Below are 24,814 nucleotides of genomic sequence, written 5' to 3' on the forward strand. Positions count from 1 at the left end.
TTTTGAAAATTAACTATTTACAATTCAAATGCTTTTTTAGGATTGTTATCCAATAGTAATTCCATTGGATTTTCTAGCGCCTCTTTTACAGCAACTAAGAATCCTACAGACTCACGACCATCGATAATTCTATGGTCATAAGATAATGCGACATACATCATAGGATGAATTTCTACTTTACCATTTACAGCAATAGGACGCTCGATAATATTGTGCATTCCTAGAATTCCTGATTGTGGAGGATTAATAATAGGGGTTGATAACATTGATCCAAAAACACCACCATTAGTAATCGTAAAAGTTCCACCAGTCATATCATCAACAGTAATTTGACCATCACGTGCTTTTATCGCTAATCTTTTAATGTCTGCTTCAACACCACGAAAAGTTAAATTCTCAGCGTTGCGAACCACAGGAACCATAAGTCCTTTTGGTCCAGAAACGGCAATGGAAATATCGCAAAAATCGAATGCAATTTTATAATCGCCATCCATCATTGAATTTACATCAGGATACATTTGTAGTGCTCTAGTAACTGCTTTTGTAAAGAAAGACATATAACCAAGACCTACTCCACCGTGCTTCGCTTTGAATGCATCTTTGTATTCATTACGAATGGTATTAATTGGTGTCATGTTTACTTCGTTAAAAGTAGTCAACATTGCGGTTTCATTTTTTGCAGACACTAAGCGCTCCGCTACTTTTCGACGTAACATCGATAATTTTGATCTTTCCGTGCCACGAGATCCACCAGTAGGTGTTCCCATTGACGGAACTGCATTTACAGCATCATCTTTAGTAATTCTTCCCGCTTTTCCAGTACCTGTTACTGAACTTGCTTCTATGTTTTTTTCATCTAATATTTTTCTCGCAGCTGGAGATGGATGACCAGCAGCCGCTGATGGCGGAGTTTGAGCTACTGATGGAGCCGCTGCAACTTCAACCTTTTTCTCTTCAACCTTTTTCTCTTCAACTTTAGTTTCTGCTTTTGGAGCTGCAGCTGCTGGCGCATCACCTGATGGCTTAACACCTTCAGTATCAATATGGCAAACTACTGCCCCTACAGCAACAGCATCACCTTCTTCTGCTTTCAAAGTAATGATTCCGCTTGCCTCAGCAGGTAATTCTAATGTTGCTTTATCAGAATCAACCTCAGCTATTGCTTGGTCCTTCTCTACATAATCTCCATCTTTTACTAACCAAGTTGCAATTTCAACTTCTTTTATTGATTCCCCTGGTGATGGGACTTTCATTTCTAAAATCATCTTTTATAATTTTATTTGTGTGTTATTTTATTCTAATAAATTCCTAATCGAAATATCTTCGTCAATCTCTTCCCAATGAACGCCTTCGCCTTTACCAATGATTCTCCATTTTTTAAGATGCTCTTTAATTGCTTTTCGCAATCTAGGAAACAATTCCAGAGGAACGGCTTACTCACGATCATCTTCTAAGAAAACAATCATTTTGTTTTCAGAAAAAACAATATCTACTTCATTTTTTTATTTACTAATTATTGAAAAACTCATCCCATTTTTGTATTACAAGATCTAGATTTGCTTCTACTAAATTACGTAATGTTTTCAATTGAGTTGAATTAAATCTTGACGATTTTACCAATTCAATATTTTCCAAATCTAATTTTGCAATTTTTTCAACTTTACTAATGTAAATATAAATTGGCTAATGCTCATGATTATAAATTAAATCAAAATTCATCAATTAGTAATACCGTAGCACTAAATAAATAAATTTTTATCAAATACCATTCTTATAGCATCGGCGTGACGACGCTTAGCTCGAGTATAACTTCCAGACGCTGGAGCTGCATAAGCTCTCAGCGATGCTAATCTCCATTTTACTAAATCAAAATTCATCAGCATAAAGCTGTAAGCACCCATATTTTTTGGTTCCTCTTGTGCCCAAACATAATCATCAGCGTTTGGATATTTAGAAATTATATCTTTAAGCTGTTCTATCGGTAAAGGGAATAATTGCTCAATTCTTACTACTGCAACATCATTACGACCGTTGATTTCTCTTTCGGCAGTGATATCATAATAGAATTTACCGGTACAAAAAACTAATGTTTTTACTTCCGCCTTATTCACTTTCTCGTCATCAATAGTTTCTTGAAACGATCCTTGTGTGAAATCTTCAATTGGAGACATACATCTTGGATCACGTAACAAACTTTTAGGTGTAAATACTATAAGTGGTTTACGGAAAGTAGTTTTCATTTGTCTTCTCAACAAGTGAAAAAAGTTAGCTGGTGTGGTACAATCAGCAACATACATATTATGACGTGCACAAAGTTGTAAATACCTCTCCATTCTTGCAGAAGAATGCTCAGCTCCTTGTCCTTCATATCCGTGAGGCAATAATAAAACAATTCCATTTTGATTATTCCATTTGTCTTCGCCACAAGAAATATATTGGTCAATCATAATTTGAGCTCCATTAGAGAAATCCCCAAATTGTGCTTCCCAAATTGTTAAGGCATTTGGATTTGCTAATGCATAACCATAATCAAAACCTAAAACTCCGTATTCAGACAGCAAGGAATTATAAATATTAAACATTCCTTTTCTGCCTTCTAATTTGTTAATTAACGTAACCTCTTCCTCAGAATCTTCCACTTTTACAATAGCATGGCGATGCGAGAAAGTTCCTCGTTCTACATCCTGCCCAGAAATGCGAACATCATATCCTTCTTGTAGTAATGAGCCATAAGCCAAATGTTCAGCCATTCCCCAATCTAAAGAGTTGTTTTCGAAAAACATGGTCTTTCTATCGTTAATCAGTTTTTGGATTTTATTAATAAATTTTTTATCAGTTGGCAAGTTACAAACTGCATTTGCAACATCAGTAAGACCTTCTTTTGTATAAGAAGTGTCTACTTTTTTAAGCATTTCTTCAGTAGAGACTCTTGTAAAACCTTGCCACTCATTTTGCATAAATGGAGTGATGATAGTCAAATCTTTTTTACGAGATTCCTCAAGATTTACCTCTAAGTTAGATTTATATTCTGTTTCTAAGCCTTTGATATAAGTAGAATCAATTACACCTTCTGAAAGCAACTTATCAGTATATATATCTCTAGGATTTTCATGCTTTGCAATCAATTTATAAAGTACGGGTTGTGTAAATCGAGGTTCATCACCTTCATTATGTCCGTATTTTCTATAGCCTAATAGATCAATAAACACATCACTACCAAACTGCATTCTATAATCTAAAGCAAATGACATTGCGTGTACAACAGCTTCAGCATCATCTGCGTTTACATGTAATACTGGTGAAAGAGTAACTTTGGCCACATCAGTACAATATTTAGAAGAACGCGCATCCATATAATTTGTAGTAAACCCAACTTGATTGTTTATCACAATATGAATTGTCCCACCAGTTTTATATCCTTCTAATTGCGCCATTTGCACAATTTCATATAAAATCCCTTGTCCAGCAATTGCAGCATCTCCATGAACGGCTATCGGCAATACTTTTGAAAAATCATTTGGGAAATATTTATCTTGTTTTGCTCTTGTAATTCCTTCAATTACCGCACCCACTGTTTCGAGGTGCGAAGGATTAGGAGCTAAATTGATATTGATTTTTTTTCCTGAGCTTGTAGTTTTATCAGCCGTAAGACCTAGGTGGTATTTTACATCACCATCAAAATATTCTTGATCGTAATCTTTACCATCAAATTCTCCAAAAATGTCTTGGGTAGATTTACCAAAAATGTTGGCTAAAACATTAAGACGACCACGGTGCGCCATTCCCATTACAAATTGCTCTACTCCTTTTTCTGCTGCTTTTTCAATTAAAGCGTCCAAAGCAGGAATAATTGATTCGCCACCTTCCAGAGAAAAACGTTTTTGTCCTACATATTTAGTATGCAAAAAGTTTTCAAATGAAACAGCTTGATTTAATTTATTAAGAATCGCTTTTTTCTCATCAGTAGAAAATCTAGGTTGGTTATCATTAACCCCTAGTTTATTCTGAATCCATTGAATTACTTCTGGATTTCGAATATACATATACTCAACCCCTATATGCTGACAATATATAGAATCTAAATGCTTCAAAATTTCTTGTAGCGTGCTGGGCTGAAGATTCATTACTTTAGCCGCATCAAAAACAGTGTTTAAATCAGCTGCTGAAAGTCCAAAATTAGTAATTTCTAGTGTAGGCGATGAGGCACGTCTTTCTCGCACTGGATTTGTTTTAGTAAACAAATGACCGCGAGTACGGTACCCATCAATTAATTTTAATACATTAAATTCTTTTTGAAGATTGTCAGATACTAAACTACAATCGGTATTGTCTGTGGCAAAATTAACAATTTGCTCAACCGGATTTTCATCATTGTAAGTAGTCATTCCAAAGTCAAAACCTTGAAAAAAACTTCTCCAACTAGGTTCTATGCTATCTGGATTCTCTAAGTACTGATCATATAACTGGGAAAAAAATTCTGTATGTGCTGCGTTTAAAAATGAAAACCTATCCATAATATTTATTGAATATACTGATTTTGTTAAAATAGATTGGCAAAAGTACAATAATACAATAAATTTATACTTTAATTTAAGATACTTTTACATTGAATCTTGTTAAATACACTAAACTCATGAGAAACTACAACTATTTAAAAGCTTGCTCAACTTATTTAGTATGGGTAGCGCTATTATTTTCAGCTTGCATTTATGCACAACAAAACGGTAATACCAGTAATTTACAAAATAACTTTTGGAGACAGGTACAATTTGGAGGTGGGTTAGGTTTGGGATTTGGCTCTGGTTACACTGATATTTCAGTGGCTCCAAGTGCAATTTATAATTTTAATGAATACGCCGCATTAGGTGTAGGTTTACAATACAAATATTTAAAACAAAAAGATTTTTACGCTTCAAATTTATATGGTGGAAGCGTAATAGGCTTATTGAACCCCATAAGATCGATTCAACTTTCGGCTGAATTAGAGCAACTAAGAGTAAATGTAGATTTAGATGGTTCGAATAGTAATTCACAAAATTTTTGGAACACAGCCCTTTTTGTTGGTGTAGGATATAGATCAGGAATCGCTACTATAGGAGCGCGATATAATGTTTTGAGTGATAAAAATAGTATTTATGGAAGTGCGTTTATGCCTTTTGTGAGAATATATTTTTAATGAAATTATAAAAGATTTTGAGAAAACGAACGAAATGTTTACTATTTATACCTATTTCGGAACCAAACCTTTTGCCATTCCCTCTTTAGAATTAAAAAAGAAACTTGTTCCGCTAGAATTACTAAATCTGAACCATCAAGTTTTTTTATTGCCTCTTCGGATACATCAACTATGTAAAGTAAATTGAGGTATTCAGCAAATTTATATGATATAAGACGATAAATTTTTTCGTGCAATTGACTTTTGAGATTGTCAGGAGTAATACGTAATGCTAAATCAATAGACTCATTAGCCAAATTAAAATCTTTATTCAGTTGCTCAACTAATGCAAGATATAAACTTTCTTTTTCAGCCTCGAATAGCAGTAAGTCAGTATTGATAGGTGCTAAGTACATGGAATTTCAGATTTGCAAAATAGTCTTGATTGTAGATTGTAGATTAACGATTTTAGATTTCAGATTTGGGATTTGGGATTTACACTTTTCTTCCCATCAAATTCTCGCCAAAACTTTTGAGAATATCCTTTTTTTCAACACTAATATTTATTTTTTCCAGTGTTTGAAAAGCTTTCAAAGTAAAATCATGAATGGCATCCTGAGTCGCTTTTGAAGCTCCTGAACTATTAAACAGTGCTTTAACCACCTCAATTTTTTCTGAACTATCTTCTGGATGAATCGTAAATAAATGGCTCAATTGTTTTGCGTCTTTTGCATCAGAATAAGCCATGGCTTTTAAATACAAATAGGTTTTTTTATTTTCAATAATATCGCCGCCAACTTGTTTTCCAAAGGTTTCTGGATTGCCAAAAGCGTCTAAATAATCATCTTGCAATTGAAAAGCTAATCCCAGATTTAATCCAAAATCATAGATTAAGTTTGCATCTTCGGTAGAAGTCTCAGCTATAATTGCTCCCATTTTCATAGCTGCAGCAACGAGAACAGCAGTTTTATACTGAATCATTTTTAGATATTCAGCGATAGTAACGTCATCCCTTTGTTCAAAATCGACATCCCATTGTTGTCCCTCGCAAACTTCTAATGCTGTTTTGCTAAACAACTTAGCCAAATCCCTAAAAACCGTGGGTTCATATTGTTCAAAATATTGATAAGCTAAAATCAACATTGCATCACCAGATAATATTCCAGTATTTAAATCCCATTTTTCATGTACCGTTTCGTGACCTCTTCGCAGCGGAGCGTCATCCATAATATCATCATGAACCAATGAAAAATTATGAAAAACTTCAACAGCTAGTGCTGCTGGTAATGCTTTTTTATAATCTACATTAAAAATTTCAGCAGTCATTAAGGTGAGCACTGGACGAATTCTCTTTCCGCCAAGATCTAATATGTAATGGATAGGCTCATATAAATTTTTTGGTTCTTTAGATTCATATTGAGACTGTAAATATTCAGAAAGAAATTCTTGATATTGATATATGGTATGCATTATACTTTTTGTTTAAACTTCCTGTTCAGGAAAATGTGGTAAAACAAGCTTCTTTTACTTCTACAATGCAAAGAAACTCAATAAACTTAATTTTTGAACTTTGACAAATGTTAAAAAAATAAAATACATTGGAAACTATTGTGGTATTTAGCGTTTCCGATTTACATTTGCACGAAAATTTAGTGGGGCAATTACTGGATGTAGTATCAAGATCACGCTCGATTAAATTCTAAATACAACAGATAATTATGAAAACGAAGTGGAAAATTGATCCTAGTCAATCAGATGTACTTATCAAAATGAGACATTCACTGATAGCCTATTTAACAGGCACAATGAACAAATTTGATGGACATATTGACATTGAAAACAATGAAATTGCAGACGCTTCAATAGAATTTTCACTTGATGTAAATACTAAAGAAACTCGAACAGGACAAAAAGATAAATCTTTAAAAATGAATCATTTATTTGATGTAAAGGAATATCCACTTATTCAATTTAAATCCACTTCTTTTGAAAAGATAAATAGAAATATTAATTTTCTAAAAGGAAACTTAACTATAAAAAACATCACCAGATCAGTAGAGCTTGATGCCCAGTTTATAGGAATAAATAATTATGATGGAGATCAAAAAGCCGCTTTTGAAGTCAGTGGTAAAATTAATCGTAATGATTTTGGTTTAAACTTTACTTCTTTTAATCAAAATGGCGGTTTAGCTTTAGGAAAAGATATTAAGCTGATTGCCAACTTAGAATTTAGCATTTAAATAAACCAAAGTCTAAATGTTAAATAAATTAGAAATAACAGGAAACTATTTTAGTGTTTAAAGTTTCCTTCTTACATTTGCAACTTAATAAAATAACCATTTGCCATCAATTTTAACTCAATTAAAAAATACTGAATTATTTCAGCATAAAAGATGAAAGAAAAAATTATATCAAAAGCAAGCGAAATGTTTTTAAAACTAGGTTTTAAAAGTGTCACTATGGATGATATTGCAGCAGAAATGTGTATTTCTAAAAAAACTATATATAAATATTTTAGTAATAAAGAGTTGTTAATAGAGCAAACTACTGCAACAGTACATAAAGAAATTCATGAAATTATTAATACTATAATTTTAAAAGAGTATAACGCCATTGAAGAGAATTTTGAGATTAGAAAAATGTTCAAGGAAATGTTTAAATCCTCAGATAACTCACCTGTTTATCAATTAAAAAAACATTATCCAGAGATTTACGAAATTGTAATGGCGAGGGAAATTAATGAATGCAATACCACATTTGAACAAAATATCGTAAAGGGAATTAAGCAGGGATTGTATAGAAAGGAAATTAATATCAAAAACTATATTCAGTTTTATTACAATCTTGTTTTTGCTATCAGAGAGAATATTAGTTCAGAGAAAGAAGGTCAAAAAATTGAACTTGAAGTATTAGAATATCACACTAGAGCCATGGCTACCGCTACAGGAATTACAGAATTAGAAAATCAATTACTAAACTACACCATATAATGAAGAGAATACTTTTAATACTGACTCTAACTTTTGGGCTAATCGCTCAATCTCAAAACCTGAGTAGCAGTGCGACAGCTCCTATAAAAACGCTTACGCTCAAAGAAGCGATTACTTATGCTTTAGAAAATAAAGCAGACGCTAAAAAAGCAAAATTGCAAGTAGAGAATAGTGAATATCAAATTCAAGAAGTGCGCTCTAGAGCATTACCTCAAATTACTGCAAATGGTAATTTGACTTACAATCCCGTTATTCAAACTACAGTTATTGATGGGTCAGGTTTTGGACAACCTGGAACCATTATTCAAGCGGCGTTTGGTCAACCATGGATTTCAACTGCAGGAGTTTCTTTGACACAAGCCATTTTTGATCAAGCTGTTTTTACAGGATTGAAAGCAGCTAAATCTACCAGAGAGTTCTACCAAATAAATGAACAACTTACAGAAGAACAAGTTATTGAGCGTGTGGCTAATAATTATTATCAGGTTTATGTACAGCGTCAAAAATTGACTTTAATAGATAGTACGTATAAAAACACTACCAAAGTAAAAGACATTATTAAAGGTCAATTTGAAAATGGACTAGCTAAAAAAATAGATTTAGATCGAATTTTAGTTAAGCTTTCAAACATCAATACTATGCGTCAGCAAGTGCTTAACGCTGTTCAAATTCAAGAAAATGCTTTAAAATTTTATATGGGCATGCCTATTGAAACGCAAATTGAGATTCCACAAAAAGCTTTCGAAGTAAGTCCGCAGTCATTGACAGAGGTTCCAAATACCGCCAATAGAAGTGAATTTGTATTGTTGAAAAAACAAGAAGAACTTTTAAATTTTCAGAAAAAATCAATAGAAGCTTCTTATTACCCTACTCTTTCCTTGACCGCAGGATACAATTATATAGGTCAAGGTCCTAAAATGCCTATTGGTGGAAAACCAGTAGATGGGGTGTATTGGTCTGATTTCTCTTCCATAGGATTAAATTTGCGAGTTCCTATTTTTACTGGTTTTAGCACTCGCTCTAAAGTACGTCAAGCGGATATTAAGTTAAGAACTATCGAAGCAGATATTGATGATACTAAGTTATCGCTGGACTTGGCTTACGCCAATGCTAAAACGCAAATCGATAATAGTTTAATTACTATTGAAAGCCAAAAAGAGAATGCGCAACTTGCTAAAGAGGTTTTAGATAATACTCGTAATAATTATGTGCAAGGGTTAGCTCCTTTAACTGATTTACTAGACGCAGAAAACTCTTTGACAGAAGCACAAAATAATTATACAACCGCATTATTAGAGTACAAACTAGCAGAAATTCAATTAATCAAATCCAAAGGAGAATTAAAATCATTACTAAATAATTAAGAACATGAAAAAAATTATCATAACCACAATAGTCATTTTAGTTTCATTAGGAGCTATTGCATTTGTTTTAACGAATAACAAAAAAGAAAACGAAGCTAAAATAGCAGTGGTAGCACAGAAAAACGCAACTGTTTCTGTTAGAATTGACACGGTGAAAACTCAGGAAATCACTTTAGATTTCGTATCAAATGGAAATTTTGAACCAGTTCAAGAATTAAAATTTTCTGCTGAAAAGTCGGGGAAAATCACCAAAATTTTAGTAAAAGAAGGGGATTATGTTTCTGTGGGACAAACTGTAGCAATTGTTAGAAGTGATGTAATTAATGTAAATGCTCAAAATGCAAATGCAATATATCAAAACTCTGTAAATGATTTCAGCCGTTTTGAAAACGCTTTTAAAACCGGTGGTGTTACAAAACAGCAATTAGATCAAGCTAAACTAGCAATGGTAAATGCTAAATCACAATTGACTCAAGCTAATATTAATGTGGGCGATACTAGAATCAAAGCGCCAATAAGTGGTTATATTAATGCTAAATATATAGAAGTAGGTTCTATCATTTCAGCAACACCTGCAACACAATTATTTGATATTGTAAATGTTTCTAAATTAAAATTAAAAGTAAACGTTAGCGAAAGCCAAGTGGCTAGTTTAAAAGTAGGAAGCAAAATAGATGTAAAAGCAAGTGTTTATCCTGATGCAACTTTTTCAGGAAAAATTACATTTATCGCTGCTAAGGCTGATGAGCGTTTGAACTTCCCAGTAGAAATTGAAATTGCAAATAATTCTTCAGCACCTTTAAAAGCAGGAATGTACGGTACTGCAGAATTCGCTTCAAAACAACAAAAACAATCTTTGAAAATTGTTCCTAGAAATGCATTTGTAGGAAGTGTAAGCAGTAATCAAATTTTTGTAATTGAAAATGGCACAGCAAAATTGAAAAAGGTAACTGCTGGAAGAGTTGTAGGTGATCAAGTAGAAATCCTTGATGGGTTGAACGATGGCGAAACTGTTATTGTTACAGGACAGATCAACTTACAAGACGGAACAAAAGTGGAAATTATAAAATAAAGTAATTAGTGATTAGCGAATAGTGAATAGCCAAAAGCTCTTTACCATTTACTATTCACGAATCACCAATCACTCTTTTAAAATAAAAATATGAAATTAGCAGAAATATCCATAAAACGTCCGTCGTTAATTATTGTACTATTTACAATATTAACACTTGGTGGACTGTTTAGTTACAATAATTTAGGTTACGAATTGATTCCAAAATTTGAGACAAACGTCATTACAGTTGCAACAATTTATCCTGGAGCATCACCGAGTGAAGTTGAAAATACAGTTACTAAAAAGATTGAAGATGCGATCGCTTCCCTGGAAAATATAAAGAAAATAGACTCTAAATCATTTGAAAGTTTGTCTACCGTTTCTATTACATTGACCTCATCAGCTGATGTGAATATTTCTATGAATGATGCACAGCGTAAAATAAACGCCATTATCAATGATTTACCAGATGATGCTGAAGCGCCTTCATTGACTAAATTCTCTTTGAGTGATTTACCAATTATGACTATTGGTGCTAATGGGAATATGGATGAAATAGCTTTCTATGATTTAGTAGACAAAAAATTATCTCCCGTACTTTCAAGAGTCCAGGGTGTTGCACAAATCAATATCATTGGAGGACAAGAAAGAGAAATACAGGTAAATCTTGATGCTGCTAAAATGCAAGCGTACGGACTTTCCATTCCGCAAGTACAGCAAAATATTTTATCCTCGAACTTGGATTTCCCAACAGGTAATATTCAAACAAGAGAGCAAAAAATCTTGATACGTTTAGCTGGAAAATATAAAAGTGTTGACGAATTAAGAAACTTAATTGTTTCATCTAAAAACGGAATACAGGTACGTCTTAATGATATTGCTGATGTACAAGATACACAGAAGATCACCGAAAAAGTAGCTCGTATCAACCAGAAAAGTGCAATCATTTTACAAATCATTAAACAATCTGATGCTAATGCGGTTGCGGTTAGTGAGGAAGTAATTAAAACAATAAGCAAACTAGAAGCTGATTATAAAAAGGAAGGATTAAAACTTGAAATCGCAAAAGACAGTACAGTTTTTACCTTAATGGCAGCTGATGCGGTGGTACATGATTTACTTATTGCAGTCCTATTAGTGGCGCTCGTAATGCTGTTTTTCTTGCATAGTATCCGAAACTCACTGATAGTAATGGTTACCATTCCTGCTTCGCTTATTGGTACTTTTATAGGAATTTATTTGATGGGTTATACCCTGAATTTAATGAGTTTATTAGGATTATCTCTTGTTGTAGGTATACTAGTAGATGATGCTATTGTGGTTTTAGAAAACATATATAGGCACATGGAAATGGGTAAAAACCGAGTTCGTGCCGCGTATGATGGAACTGCCGAAATTGGAGGAACAGTAGTTTCTATCACCTTAGTTATTGTAGTCGTGTTTTTACCAATAGCCTTGAGTACAGGTTTAGTTTCAAACATTATTACGCAGTTCTGTGTAACGGTAATTATCTCAACATTGCTATCCTTGCTAGCTTCGTTTACTATTATTCCATGGTTATCATCAAGATATGGAAAATTAGAGCATATAGAAGGTAAAAATCTTTTTGGAAGAATCATTTTAGGTTTTGAAAGTTATTTAACTCGTTTTACGAACTGGATTTCTAATTTGTTAAGCTGGTGTTTAGATCATTACATTAAAACTATTGTGGTTGTTTTAGTATTGTTTTTTAGTTCAACTGTTGGATTATTAGGTGGAGGTTTTATTGGTGGGGAATTCTTTGCGGCATCAGATAGTGGTGAGTTTTTAGTTCAAATTGAAATGCCAAAAGACGCTTCATTGGAACAAACCAATTTTATGACTCAAAAAGCAGAAGCATTTTTAAGTAAAGAAGAATATGTTTTTAGCCAAATTACCACTGTTGGGCAATCCAGTGGCGGTTTAGGAGCGTCACAAGCTACCGCTTATAAATCAGAGATCAACGTTAAGATGGTAGAGTTAGACAAGCGTAGTGAACCTGCAAATGTGTACGCCGCAAAAACAAAACGTAAGCTTGAAAAATTATTGGTAGGCGCTAAAGTGAAAACGGTTCCTGTTGGTATTTTAGGTACTGCTGAAGATGCTACACTAAACTTAATTGTAACGGGTCCAGATGTGGAAAGCGCAATGAGTTTTGCCAAAGCAGCTGAAAAAGAACTACGTACAATTGCTGGAGCCACTGAAATTGAGTTATCAGTTGAAGACGGTAATCCAGAAGTAAATGTAAAAGTGGACAGGGATAAAATGGCTGCACTTGGCTTGAGTTTACAAACTGTGGGAATGACCATGCAAACAGCATTCAGCGGAAATACCGATGGACGATATAGAGCTGGAGAATATGAATACGACATCAATATAAAATACAATGCATTTGACAGAAAAAGCATTAATGATGTGAGCAATCTAATTTTTATAAACGATATAGGTCAACAAATAAAACTAAATCAATTTGCAACTGTTACTGAAGGTTCAGGACCTAGTAATTTAGAGCGAAGAGACAAATCAGCATCGGTGACTGTAAAAGGTCAAAATGTTGGGGTTTCTTCAGGAACTATTGTTGGAATCTGGCAAGAAAAAATTGATAAGTTAGAAAAGCCAACAGGAGTAAATTATATTTACGGTGGTGATCAAGAAAATCAGTCGGAAGGTTTTGGAACACTGGGAATTGCTTTATTAGCCGCTATTATCTTAGTGTATTTAGTGATGGTGTCCTTGTATGATAGTTTTGTACATCCATTTGTAGTATTGTTTGCCATACCGCTTTCGTTTATTGGAGCGATGTTGGCTTTGGCTTTGACCAATAATACATTGAATATATTTACCATTCTTGGTATTATCATGCTAATTGGTCTGGTTTGTAAGAACGCGATTATGCTTGTTGATTATACAAATCAACGACGTAAAGCGGGAGAAACAATTAGAACAGCATTAATCCAAGCGAATCATGCTCGATTACGTCCTATCTTGATGACAACCATTGCGATGGTTTTTGGAATGGTGCCTATCGCACTCGCATCAGGAGCTGGAGCAGAATGGAAAAATGGATTGGCTTGGGTAATTATTGGAGGATTAATTTCTTCATTGTTCCTAACCTTAATCATTGTTCCTGTAATTTACGAAATCATGGAGAAAATTATCGCAAAATTCTCTAAAGATGAAAAAGTAGATTACGATGTAGAAATGATTGCTGATTACGAGCATAGAGAATTAAGTGAAGATGGGTTTACACCAAAGCACTAATTACTCATTACAAAAATAAAAACGACCTGTTCATTAGTTTGAGCAGGTCGTTTTGTTAATAATTGATTTTGAATATATTTTGGTTGTACGAAGGATTGGCAAAGTCATTTAAAAAAATTTATAAATATATATGAAGTAATACCACATCATCATTGAAGATACTACAATAAGTTGTTGATTTTTTGTCTGATTAAGCGCAGTCGAAATGCTTTATAAAAGTCATATATAATCTCGACTACGCTCGATTTGACCAGAAGCTAAACGATAAATTTAAAACACAATTGGTATAATTAAAAGAGTGACCAGTTCACTTTTATTAAAAATAACTTAAAAAAATTTGCTTTTATAGTCATTCTTCAGTACACAAAAATTAATCAATAATCTAATTCCCAATTCATTACAATTAACGAGTGATTTAAATCGATATAAAAGGGAAATTAAGATTAAACTTTATGGCATGTTACTTGAATATTGCTGCCAATAACGTTTAAAAAGCGAAAGCCGAAAAGCTAATGAGTAGGCAAAATTCCAAAAAACATTTATCATGAAAAAAATTACTTTATTAGTAGCTAGTATTTTCCTTTTTGGAAATACCGTAGCTAACGCAGCAGAAAAAAAAGTTTTTTCTGTAGAGAAAAACTCTTTAACAAACTGTGGAAATACTGAACCCGTTGTGTTCACAGAAAGAGGCGTTGAGTTTTTCATATTTACTGACGGACAATTAGATTTTAACACTCGCCCTACAAATCGTAAGGAGAAGTACTACAAGTCTAATAGTCGTGGAGATGTAAATAGAACTTACGGAGCCCCTAACTATTACAGCAACAAAAATCATGGTGTAAAAGTGGAACATGACAATATGGGTCGTGTGCGACGTGTAGGTAATGTTTTTATCAATTACGATTCTAATGATAGAGTGAAACGAGTAGGATCTGTTTATATGAGCTACAACCGTTATCTTTTAGAACAAGTGGGAGGTTTACATATTATTTACGATCGTCGCGGAACTATAATTGATTTTATAGGATCAGTAAATAATGGTAAAGGATATGCATTCAAGCAAGATAACTACCGTAATAATGATTACGCTTTCAATCAAAACAGCGACGAAGACCAATATTACTTTAAGACAAACAAATCTATAAATATCAGAGATAACGAAGTAATTGTTATTAAAAGATAATGAACTAGCTAGTCTTTTATTGTTTTCTTTACCAATAAAATTATAAAAAAATCCCGTGGCTATGTAAAGCATTGACGGGATTTTTTGTAATTATATTTTTTTTCACTTTTTAGTCACAGCCGTCAATTCCACAACTGTCTCCACTTGTAGTATTTAGCACGGTAATCTTTGAATCAAATTTACCTTCTTGCCATACTTTTTCTAGCGTTTCTAGAAAAGCTGAAGCAGGTTGTGCTCCAGAAACAGCATATTTATTGTCAAAAACAAAAAAAGGCACTCCTTGAACACCTACGGCTTGAGCATTTTTAATATCCTGATATACATCATTTGCGTAAGCATCAGAATTCAAAACTTCATTAATAGCATCTGCATTTAATCCTACTGCAATTCCTAATTCGTTTAGTGTCGCGTTGTCGTTGATATTTTTTCCTTCAGTTAAATACGCTTTAAACAAAAGCTCTTCTAAATCATTTGCCAGTTGATGCTTCTTCGCTAAATGCAAAAGGCGGTGTGCGTTAAAAGAATTTGCTAGAATTGCTTTTTCAAAATGAAAATCCAATCCAACACCTTTAGCATTTTGAGTCATATTATCGAGCATTCCTTGAGCCCAAATTTTGTCTTTTCCATATTTATCAGCTAAGTGATCTACCATATTGTCATCAGGCGAAGCGACAAAGCTAGCATCCAGTTGAAAACTTTTCCACTCAATGGCAACTGCATCTTTATGTTCGAAAAGATTTAGCGCTTCTTCAATCCGTCTTTTTCCGATATAACAAAATGGGCACATGATATCCGACCAAATTTGTACTTTTAATTTATTCTCCATTCTTCTTTTTTTTTAAACAATTGTTATGTTGTTCCAGAATAAAATTCGCCACCGATTAAAAAGATTTTTCCTGATTTGCAAAGATTAAATTTTTCTAGATCCCTTTTCGCAGATCTAATTTCTGAATCAATTAAAGTTTCTTAGCTACTTTGCTTGCAAAATATTTTCTATTAAAATGTGTAGTTATTCTGGTCTGTAAAATTAGTCAATTGAATTTATAACAATCCTAAATCAATCTAAATTGTTCCTATAATTTTATCCATCACCCAAGCTGTATGAGCACCCGTAAAACCATTTGAGGGATGAACACTATTTCCTAAAAGATGCTCTCTTATTTGAGCTACATGATATAATTGTATGTTTTTAGGATGCTCAATTAAAAGTTCTTTTTTTCCTTGTTCATTTATAAGGATTATTGGTTGATCATCAAAAACAGAGAAAGTAATCTTGCCTTTGCTACCAAAAATCTCAACACTATCTTCGCGAGTGCTACAGCCAAAATTCCAACTGCCCGTTCCAGTAATCCCACATTCGTGTAGCCAGCAAGCCGTAACTGCATCTTTAGCAGAATAGAGTCCTTGCTGATTCAAGCTAATTCCTGTAGCCTCTTTTATCTCTCCTAGGAGATGAACAAATAAATCTAATCCATGACTCGCTAAATCATCAAAGTATCCCGCTGCTGCTATACCTGCATCAGTACGCCAATTATAGCTTCCTGCTAAATCTTGATCTGTAGCTGGTTTGCTTAAATGCCACCTAATGTGCCTCACCTCGCCTATTTCTTTAGCACCAATCCACGCTTTTATTTGATTAAAACGAGGTAATGATCTTCTATAGTAAGCCACAAATAAAGGAATATTTTTTTCGTTGAAAGCCTCATAAATCGCAACGCAATCATCATAATGCGGTGCTAAAGGCTTTTCTATACAGCAAATTTTTCCGGCTTTGGCTACTTTAAGACCGTATATTTTATGTGTATCAGGAGGAGTAGCTATATAAATAGCATCAATTTCAGGATCATTTATTAATGCATCAGCATCACTATAATATTTTTTAATTCCATGTCTTTTTGCATAATCAGCTGCTTTTTCAGCATCACGTCTCATTACAGCTACCACTTCGAATCCCTCTGTTTTTTGATATGCAGGACCACTTTTCTTTTCCGTTACGTTTCCACATCCCAAAATACCCCAGCGAATCATTCCTAATTTATCTTTTTCGGTCATTATATGAATTTTTATATCAGTTTGGATAATAGCAAAAATAGAAATATTTATCTGAGATTTATTACTTTTTAAATCTTGTGATTATTAATATTTTCTAAGAAACGCAATCAAAGCCTGTGATAAATTTTAATAGACATATAGAAGAATAATTTTAAAAACTACACCTATTAACTACTAGCAGTAATACTTTCTTTTTACTATGCTTCAATCTAGATTGAAAATTATGATGCAAGTATTGTTGAACTTCATTTATTTTTTGATTAAACATAACATTCATAAAATAAAATCGAGTAATTTTTACACATCTGATAAAAAAACTGGTAGGGACTGGTGTACTTCTTTTAAAATTCAACATATATTTGGTTTTTAATTCTTTAATAAACAATTTAACACAAGTTGAGCATTTGAGCATTAAAAAATTAAAATTAAATTAAAAATAGAAAACCTAATCTTTTTAACCTTGTAAATATGAAAATTAATAGCCTTTTAGTTATTAGCTCTTTATTTCTTTTTGGTGTTAATTCCTATAGTCAGAAAGCTGATATATGGCATTACATTGAAAATGAAAGTGTAATTAGCGAAAACAAAGAACCTGGTCGCGCCACTTTTACCTCTTTTTCTTCTGCCGCCGACGCAACTAATGGAAATGCAAAATACAAACAAGTATTAGATGGACTATGGAAGTTTAAATATGTTGATTCTCCAAAAGATCGTCCTACTACCTTTATGAATCCTAATGAAAATTTAAGTTCTTGGGACAATATAAAAGTACCTTCAAACTGGGAAGTAGAAGGTTATGGCATTCCAATATATGTAAATCATCAGTATGAATTTGCTGATTACAAAGCACCGATTGCAAAAGATATGGAGCTAGATGGAATCTATCCTAAATATCCAGGAAAAGTTCCTCACGAAAACAATCCGGTAGGTTCGTACCGCAGGGATTTTGATCTTGCTCAAGATTGGGATGGCAAAGAAATTTTCCTACACATAGGAGCAATGAAATCAGGTGGTTTTGTGTGGCTTAATGGAGAATACATTGGTTATTCTCAGGGAAGCAAACTACCCGCTGAATTTAATATCACAAAGCATGCTAAATCAGGGAAAAACACCATTGCTATCCAAATTTTTAGATGGACAGATGGTAGTTATTTAGAGTGTCAAGATTTTTGGAGAATCAGCGGTATTGAGCGTAGCGTGTATGTATATGCGCAACCAAAAGTGCGACTTAAAGATTTTGAGGTTGTTTCTACTTTAGACAAAGCTTATGAAAAAGGGATTTTTAGTTTAGATATTGAGCTAAAAAATCATTTTGATAAAAATCAAAAATTAAAAATAGCGTATAGTATTCTTGACGGGAAACAGCTTTTACAAAAAGGACAGCAGGCCTTGACGATCGAGAAATTAGCTTCAGACCAAGTAGCTTTTAACACAACCATTGAAAATGTAAAACAGTGGAGTGCCGAACATCCTAATTTATATACTTTGAATATAGATGTTTTAGATTCAAAAGGTAAAGCAATCGAATCAACCACACGCCAAATAGGTTTTAGAAGTGTTGAAATTAAAAATGGATTGTTATTAGTAAATGGCCAACGTATTACCTTAAAAGGTGTAAATGCTCAGGAAACAGATCCTGAAACGGGTCATGTTATGTCAGAAGAAATGATCATGAAAGACATTCGTCTTTGGAAAGAAAATAACATCAACGCAGTGCGTTTAAGCCATTATCCTCGCGGTAGCAGATTTTATGAATTGTGTGATGAGCATGGTATATATGTTGTTGATGAAGCAAACATTGAGTCACATGGTATGTATTATGGAGAGCAATCATTAGCTAAAAAGCCAAGTTGGGAAAATGCCCATGTTGATAGAATGACTCGTATGGTAGCTCGTGATAAAAACCATCCATCAGTTATTATATGGTCTATGGGTAATGAAGCTGGAAATGGTGTGAATTTTTTTGCTGGTTATAGAGCAATCAAAGCCATGGATAAATCAAAACGTCCTGTACAATATGAGCGTCCTTACAAAGATTATGACGGAAGCAATTATGATATGGACTGGAATACTGATATTATTGTTCCTCAATATCCATCGCCTGCAGCATTTGAGGAAATAGGTAGATCTAAAACAGACCGACCTTTTATTCCAAGTGAATATGCACACGCAATGGGAAATAGTACAGGAAATTTTCAAGATTATTGGGATATTATTGAACAATACGAAAATTTACAAGGTGGATTCATTTGGGATTGGGTAGATCAATCGATATGGAAAACGAATGAAAAAGGAGAACGCTTTTATGCTTATGGTGGAGATTATGGTAAAAATATGCCAACAGATAACTCCTTCCTAAATAATGGAATTGTTTTTCCAGACCGTTCACCACAACCTGGATTATATGAAGTAAAAAAAGCACACGAATTTATTAATTTCAAACAAAAAGGAATTAATGGACAAAATGAATTAAGAATACTAGTGGAGAATTTATATGATTTTACCAATCTTAAAGATTTTGATTTAATTGCAAGAATTAAAGCAGATGGTAAAGTATTGAAAACAATTCCTGCTACCACATTAGATGTTGAAGTGCATACTGGTAAATTGATCCGTGTTGATCTCAAGGGAATCGATTACAAAAAAAACACCGAGTATTTTGTTGAAATCGAAGCAGTAACTAAAAAAGACTGGGGTATTTTGCCGAAAGGCTTCCAAGTGGCACATGAGCAAATAAAAATTGATAGATTGCATGTAGAAGAGCAAGCCGCTCTAACGAATGGCACTCCTTTGAAAGTGAAAGAATCCAGTATGGGTGTGTCAGTTTCTAATGAAAAAGTGAGCTTTGAATTCAATAAAAAAGAAGGGCGTATTACTTCCTACATCTACAAAGGGAATGAACTTTTAAAAGATGGCAAAGGGCCTAAACCTAATTTCTGGAGAGCTGTAACAGATAATGACTCTGGAAGCAGAATGTATACTGGAAATATCGAATGGAAGAAAGCGTCATTGTTTTCTGAAGTTACAAGTATGACCACTAAAAGGTTAGCCGATAATTTAATCGAATTAAAAGTAACTTATGAATTACCAGGTGTGAATACTAAATTCTTCAGCACCTACCAAATTGATGGAAATGGAATTGTAAAAGTAGATAATGTTTTAGAAAAAACAGATTACAAAGCAGATTTACCTAGACTTGGAATGCGTATGCAATTGCCAAAGAAATACAACAAAATGACCTATTTTGGTCGTGGACCATGGGAAAACTATTCTGATAGATACCACTCTGCGTTTTTAGATTTGTATGAATCAAGTGTAAGTGATCAATATGTTCCGTACGTGAGACCGCAAGAAAATGGATATAAAACAAATGTAAGATGGGTAGCACTTACTGATGATAAAGACAATGGATTATTAGTTGTTGCTGATAATGTAAAAAAAGGATTAGGAATAAGTGCATTACACATGACTATGGAAGACTTTGACACCGCTGATGGCTTAGATTATGGAAAAGCATCTAAAGTAGAAGCTAAATACATCTCAGATGGAGTTCCACAAATCAATGCAAGCAAGCATATCAATGATATAAAAGAGCGCGACTTAGTAGAGCTAAATATAGATTTAGGTCAAAGAGGTGTAGGTGGAGATGATAGTTGGGGAGCACAACCACAAGATAAGTACAAAATCAAAGGAAATGTAACTCAAGGGTATTCTTTCTACTTAATTCCTTTTGAAAAAGGAACTAAAGAGTCCATGATACAGTTGTCAAAAGAGTATGCTAACTCAAAAGTAAAAACAGCAACTAACTAATAAATATATTTTAGATAAGTAAAAAAGAGTAATAAGGTTTTAAAGCCTTGTTACTCTTTTTTTTTAAAATAATTTAATTCAAAATTTAAATTTATAACCGCAATAATACCTAATAAAATTTTTTAATAGTAAAAGTTTTGAATATAAAATTATAGGCTTAGTTACTATTAAAATTTAAAATAGATGATGTTATTAATCCGAAATAATTTTTTTTATTAATATTATCTTAAAAAAACTGGTAGGTACTATAGTTTGATAATGTTAATCTATTTTACTTTTGATACAGAATAGAAGGCTAAAAATAAATCATAAACCTACAATTGACAGTTACATATTGTAAAATTAATAGTTAATTGTTTTAGTATCGTCATAAATCCTGTGCGCTAACAAAATAATTTTTAGTTTTTATTAATGCTTTTTAGGTAATTCTGATCTGATAAATGTTGCAACTGGTAGGTAAGGAAGAAAATCGAAATAATAAACTTTGCTGCTTTATAAAATTTAAATAAAGTTTGCTCATGCTATCTAACTGATTATTAACAAAAATAAAAACAATGTAAAAATCAAAAAAAACAGAATTTAATATGATAAGGAAACGACTTTGTATTACTTATTGAATATACAGTAATTATAAAAAAGTAAATACTGAATATTATTTAGTCACAAACTAACAAATCAAACTAACGCATGATTAAAAAACACAACACTTACACGATTTTTAAAATAAAAAAAATCGCAATTGTTCAGCTTGTACTAGGAACCTTTATGGTGAGTACGGCTTACGCTGAAACCAGCAAAATAAATGAAGTTGTAACACCTACCTCTGTAGCAATCTCCAATAAAAATATTGCTTTTGAAAAAATTACAGGTCAAGTAGTAGATGAGCAAGGGAATACACTTCCAGGCGTTAATGTAATAAAAAAAGGTAGCACAACTGGAGTTTCTACTGACATGGACGGTAATTTCACCATTGATGCTAATAAAGGTGAGATTTTGGTGTTTTCTTATATTGGTTTTTTAAATCAAGAAATTCAAATAAGAGACAATAAAAATTTGAAGATTATTTTGAAATCTGAGGCAATGCAGATGAATGAGGTAGTTATCGTGGGTTATGGTTCTCAAAAGAAAACGAATTTAACAGGATCAGTTACTCAAATTGATTCTAAAGTTTTAAAAGACCGACCAATCACTAGATTATCACAAGGTTTGCAAGGAGCTGTGGGTGGTTTGAATATTATTAGTAATGGTGGAGCACCAAACGCAACTCAGTCAATAAATATTCGTGGATTTACTGGTTTAGGTTCTTCAGGTTCCCCATTGATTGTTATTGATGGAATTCAAGGAGGCGATATTAACTCCATAAATGCTAATGATGTGGAAAGCATCTCCGTTATAAAAGATGCTGCTGCTTCAGCTGTTTACGGATCAAGTGCTCCTTATGGAGTAATATTGATTAAAACGAAACAAGGAAAAAAAGGGCAGCCTGTTTCTATTACTTATAATAATAATTTTACTTTTGAAGCGCCTATAGGTCTTCCTAAAATGTTGAATTCATTAGAATTTGCAAAAATTTATAATCAATCTCTCGCAAATGGTGGAGGCGCTGCCTTTTTTAACCAAAATACATTAGATCGAATGGCTGCATTTCAAAATGGATCTCTTACAATAGAAACCGAAGCGAATACAACTGGTGATTCTTATAAGGCTTGGGGCGGTGCCAATGCTAATAATGATTGGTATAAAATATATTTCAAAGATGTTTCAAGCAGTCAGCAGCACAATTTAGGAGTAAGTGGAGCAACTGATAACTCAAGTTATTATGTAGGTTTAGGATATAATAAAAAAGAAGGAATGTACCGTTATGGAGATGATAACTATAAGCGCTATAATCTACGCGCAAACCTTTCAAGTAATCTAACTGAATGGTTGACATTTAATTTTAGAGGCGCTTTCTCTCAAGATAAGTTTGACACTCCAAATACTTACAATGGAAAAACTGGAGGTAATTATATGCATCAAATAGGCAGGAAACATCCAAACTTAGCTTTATATAATCCAGACGGTGGCATATCTGACGAAAGTGATGTTTTGTTATTAAAAGATGGCGGTAGAAATATTTCAATTAATGACAAACCAACGTTTACTGGTGAGTTTGTCACTAAATTTACTAAGCAATGGACCGCCACTGTAAACTATACTTACGATGGTGCATTTAATAATCAAACCAGTCATGTAAAAACGCTTTATACGACATTACCTAGCGGAATGTTACGCGAAGTAGGGGGAACCGCTCCGAATAGTTTTTCTAGATATTTTTCTAAATATCAAAAAAACATCTTAAATGCTTTTACTAGCTATGATTTAGAACTTAAGAAACATCAGATTAAATTTTTAGGTGGTTATGTTCAAGAATTAACGGCTTTCTCTTCCTTAAATGGGTCTAATAATAATTTGTATTCTGATAAAATTCCATCCATACAAACATCTTATGGAACAACTCCATCTGTTTCTGATAATGCTTATAAATTAGCCATTCAAGGATATTTTGGAAGAATTAATTATTCATACGATGACAAATATCTATTAGAAGTAACTGGTCGTTACGATGGTACTTCTAGATTTTTAAAAGACGTGCGCTGGAAGGCATACCCGGGGATTTCTATTGGCTGGAATGTAAATAAAGAAAATTTCTGGAAAGAGGGAATTTCAGATGTAGTTAATACGCTTAAATTTAGAGCTTCTTATGGATCTTTAGGAGATCAAGCTCCTGATCTTTTAGGTAATTATCCTTTTTATCCGAGTTTAGGAACCGTTTCTCCTACATCAAGTAATTGGTTTTTTGGTTCTACTAGACAACCTTATGTGAATACTCCAGGCTTAGTTGACCCTAGTTTAACTTGGGTTACAGCTACTACTAGAAACTTTGGTGTTGATGCTTCATTTTTGAATAGAAGATTAACCGCTACTTTTGACACTTACATTAGAAAAATGGATGATTATATTGGACCTGCTCAAGAGCTTCCAGGTGTTCTTGGAATATCGGCACCAAGAACTAATAGCACTTCTATGGAAACAAAGGGTTTTGAATTGACATTAGCTTGGAATGACAACATTGGTGATTTTAAATACGGAGTTAGAGGAGTTTTAAGTGATTATCATGGACGTGTTACTAAGTATCCTAACCCTGACAAATTATTAAATAATTGGTTTGAAGGTGAGAACATGGGTGATATTTGGGGATTTGTTACGGATCGTTATTTCACATCAGATGATGATTTACCAAATGTGAAACAATTAAATTTATCAAATTGGTCTGCTGGAGATATTAAATATGTAGATCTAAATGGTGATGGAAAAATAGATTATGGCAATTCAACTGTGAGTAATCCAGGCGATAGAAAAGTTATTGGAAATTCAACACCTAGATATAGTTATAGTTTCTTTACCGATGGTAGCTGGAAAGGATTTGACTATAGTATCTTTATTCAAGGTGTTGGACAAAGAGATTATTATACCACTAGTAATATGTATTTTGGAATTGTGGGTAGCGAATGGCAAAGTTCATTGTTTTCTGAACATCTTGACAGATGGTCACCAGATAACCCTAATGGATTTTTTCCTAAAGCTTACATCGGTGGTGGAAATTGGTGGAAAAATACAGAAACCCAAACTAAATATTTATTGAATGCTGCTTATTTACGTATTAAGAATGCTCAAGTAGGATATACACTACCAGCCAATATCTCAAATCAAGTTAAAATTCAAAAATTACGTTTTTATATTAGTGTAGATAATTTAGGAACATTTACTAAAATGAGTGATCACTCTGTATTAGATCCTGAAAACGCATTTTCTGATGCTAAATTGTACCCTCTTCAGCGAAGTGTATCTATAGGTGCAAATATCACTTTATAAAGAAAATAATAA

General features: G+C 33.1%; 17 protein-coding genes. 9 read left to right on the plus strand and 8 right to left on the minus strand.

What is annotated here, in order from left to right:
* Positions 1-17: 17 nt before the first annotated feature.
* The 4 genes from odhB to RCH18_RS00910 all read right to left on the minus strand — a co-directional run bounded on the left by odhB (position 18) and on the right by RCH18_RS00910 (position 4,514).
* The gene (gene odhB / locus RCH18_RS00900) at positions 18-1,265 is read right to left on the minus strand and encodes a 2-oxoglutarate dehydrogenase complex dihydrolipoyllysine-residue succinyltransferase (protein WP_326934874.1); all 1,248 of its coding nucleotides are present in this window, start codon (positions 1,263-1,265) and stop codon (positions 18-20) included.
* A 27-nt stretch (positions 1,266-1,292) separates the two neighbouring features.
* Positions 1,293-1,418: a DUF2442 domain-containing protein gene (locus tag RCH18_RS00905; protein WP_326934875.1), complete on the minus strand. Its 126-nt coding sequence runs from the start codon at positions 1,416-1,418 to the stop codon at positions 1,293-1,295.
* 91 nt (positions 1,419-1,509) lie between these two features.
* Positions 1,510-1,680 carry a DUF4160 domain-containing protein gene (locus RCH18_RS16100; RefSeq protein ID WP_442788134.1) on the minus strand — a complete coding sequence of 57 codons (171 nt, stop codon included), beginning with the start codon at positions 1,678-1,680 and terminating at the stop codon, positions 1,510-1,512.
* A 59-nt stretch (positions 1,681-1,739) separates the two neighbouring features.
* Complete coding sequence (locus RCH18_RS00910) at positions 1,740-4,514, minus strand: 2-oxoglutarate dehydrogenase E1 component (protein WP_326934876.1); 2,775 nt, start codon at positions 4,512-4,514, stop codon at positions 1,740-1,742.
* A gap of 119 nt (positions 4,515-4,633) precedes the next feature.
* Between RCH18_RS00910 and RCH18_RS00915 the strand changes: the two genes are divergently transcribed.
* Positions 4,634-5,176: a hypothetical protein gene (locus RCH18_RS00915; protein ID WP_326934877.1), complete on the plus strand. Its 543-nt coding sequence runs from the start codon at positions 4,634-4,636 to the stop codon at positions 5,174-5,176.
* A gap of 41 nt (positions 5,177-5,217) precedes the next feature.
* On the opposite strand, the gene RCH18_RS00920 is transcribed toward RCH18_RS00915, so the two are convergent.
* Positions 5,218-5,571: a hypothetical protein gene (locus RCH18_RS00920; RefSeq protein ID WP_326934878.1), complete on the minus strand. Its 354-nt coding sequence runs from the start codon at positions 5,569-5,571 to the stop codon at positions 5,218-5,220.
* A 79-nt stretch (positions 5,572-5,650) separates the two neighbouring features.
* Complete coding sequence (locus RCH18_RS00925) at positions 5,651-6,625, minus strand: polyprenyl synthetase family protein (protein ID WP_326934879.1); 975 nt, start codon at positions 6,623-6,625, stop codon at positions 5,651-5,653.
* A 248-nt stretch (positions 6,626-6,873) separates the two neighbouring features.
* Between RCH18_RS00925 and RCH18_RS00930 the strand changes: the two genes are divergently transcribed.
* The 6 genes from RCH18_RS00930 to RCH18_RS00955 all read left to right on the plus strand — a co-directional run bounded on the left by RCH18_RS00930 (position 6,874) and on the right by RCH18_RS00955 (position 15,025).
* Positions 6,874-7,395 (plus strand): YceI family protein, encoded by a 522-nt coding sequence (locus RCH18_RS00930; RefSeq protein WP_326934880.1) that lies wholly within the window; start codon positions 6,874-6,876, stop codon positions 7,393-7,395.
* A gap of 153 nt (positions 7,396-7,548) precedes the next feature.
* Positions 7,549-8,145 (plus strand): TetR/AcrR family transcriptional regulator, encoded by a 597-nt coding sequence (locus RCH18_RS00935; RefSeq protein ID WP_326934881.1) that lies wholly within the window; start codon positions 7,549-7,551, stop codon positions 8,143-8,145.
* Entirely contained in the window at positions 8,145-9,509 is a 1,365-nt protein-coding gene (locus RCH18_RS00940) for a TolC family protein (protein ID WP_326934882.1), read from the plus strand. Before RCH18_RS00935 ends, RCH18_RS00940 begins: the two co-directional genes overlap by 1 nt.
* A gap of 4 nt (positions 9,510-9,513) precedes the next feature.
* Positions 9,514-10,581, plus strand: a complete 1,068-nt coding sequence (locus tag RCH18_RS00945; RefSeq protein WP_326934883.1) for an efflux RND transporter periplasmic adaptor subunit — start codon at positions 9,514-9,516, stop codon at positions 10,579-10,581.
* A 90-nt stretch (positions 10,582-10,671) separates the two neighbouring features.
* Positions 10,672-13,842, plus strand: a complete 3,171-nt coding sequence (locus RCH18_RS00950) for an efflux RND transporter permease subunit (protein ID WP_326934884.1) — start codon at positions 10,672-10,674, stop codon at positions 13,840-13,842.
* 544 nt (positions 13,843-14,386) lie between these two features.
* Positions 14,387-15,025, plus strand: a complete 639-nt coding sequence (locus tag RCH18_RS00955; RefSeq protein WP_326934885.1) for a hypothetical protein — start codon at positions 14,387-14,389, stop codon at positions 15,023-15,025.
* Between the two features lie 109 nt (positions 15,026-15,134).
* Here the strand turns inward: RCH18_RS00955 and RCH18_RS00960 are convergent, their stop codons facing one another.
* Both RCH18_RS00960 and RCH18_RS00965 read right to left on the minus strand, forming a co-directional pair.
* On the minus strand, positions 15,135-15,851 hold the full coding sequence (locus RCH18_RS00960) for a DsbA family oxidoreductase (RefSeq protein ID WP_326934886.1): 717 nt from the start codon (positions 15,849-15,851) through the stop codon (positions 15,135-15,137).
* A gap of 236 nt (positions 15,852-16,087) precedes the next feature.
* On the minus strand, positions 16,088-17,077 hold the full coding sequence (locus RCH18_RS00965; protein WP_326934887.1) for a Gfo/Idh/MocA family protein: 990 nt from the start codon (positions 17,075-17,077) through the stop codon (positions 16,088-16,090).
* Positions 17,078-17,545: 468 nt separating this feature from the next.
* Between RCH18_RS00965 and RCH18_RS00970 the strand changes: the two genes are divergently transcribed.
* Positions 17,546-20,887: a glycoside hydrolase family 2 TIM barrel-domain containing protein gene (locus RCH18_RS00970; RefSeq protein WP_326934888.1), complete on the plus strand. Its 3,342-nt coding sequence runs from the start codon at positions 17,546-17,548 to the stop codon at positions 20,885-20,887.
* Between the two features lie 687 nt (positions 20,888-21,574).
* Positions 21,575-24,802: a SusC/RagA family TonB-linked outer membrane protein gene (locus tag RCH18_RS00975; protein ID WP_326934889.1), complete on the plus strand. Its 3,228-nt coding sequence runs from the start codon at positions 21,575-21,577 to the stop codon at positions 24,800-24,802.
* Positions 24,803-24,814 lie beyond the last annotated feature (12 nt).

The sequence above is a fragment of the Flavobacterium sp. PL11 genome, assembly GCF_035985025.1.
Classification (GTDB): Bacteria; Bacteroidota; Bacteroidia; order Flavobacteriales; family Flavobacteriaceae; genus Flavobacterium.